Raw genomic sequence first — 227 nt, 5'->3', positions numbered from 1 at the left:
GCCGGTTTACATTGAAGCTGGTTAAGCCAATGATACCCATGGCCGTGATCAGCGTGAGCAGCACCATTACCGTTGACAGAATCTTAATCATAGCGCTGTGCTGACGATAGCTTCGCTCGCGGGTTTCCGTGACCGTTGTGACATTGCGAATAAGGCGATTACCGTAGGCGTTGGCCAGGGTGTCTTCCAGTTCTGCCATTAAGCGGTCGCGTTCACCGGGTTCGGTA

The 227-nt window shown here is 53.3% G+C and carries 1 pseudogene; it reads right to left on the bottom strand.

Features of this window, described 5'->3' with window-relative positions:
- Window positions 1–199 (bottom strand): annotated as a pseudogene (locus NLF92_RS13935) (ABC transporter permease); the annotation flags it as partial.
- Window positions 200–227 lie beyond the last annotated feature (28 nt).

The sequence above is a fragment of the Opacimonas viscosa genome, from assembly GCF_024199005.1.
Classification (GTDB): Bacteria; Pseudomonadota; Gammaproteobacteria; order Enterobacterales; family Alteromonadaceae; genus Opacimonas; species Opacimonas viscosa.
The sequence above is the reverse complement of the archived record's forward strand: the minus strand, read 5'-3'. Positions and strand labels throughout refer to the sequence as shown.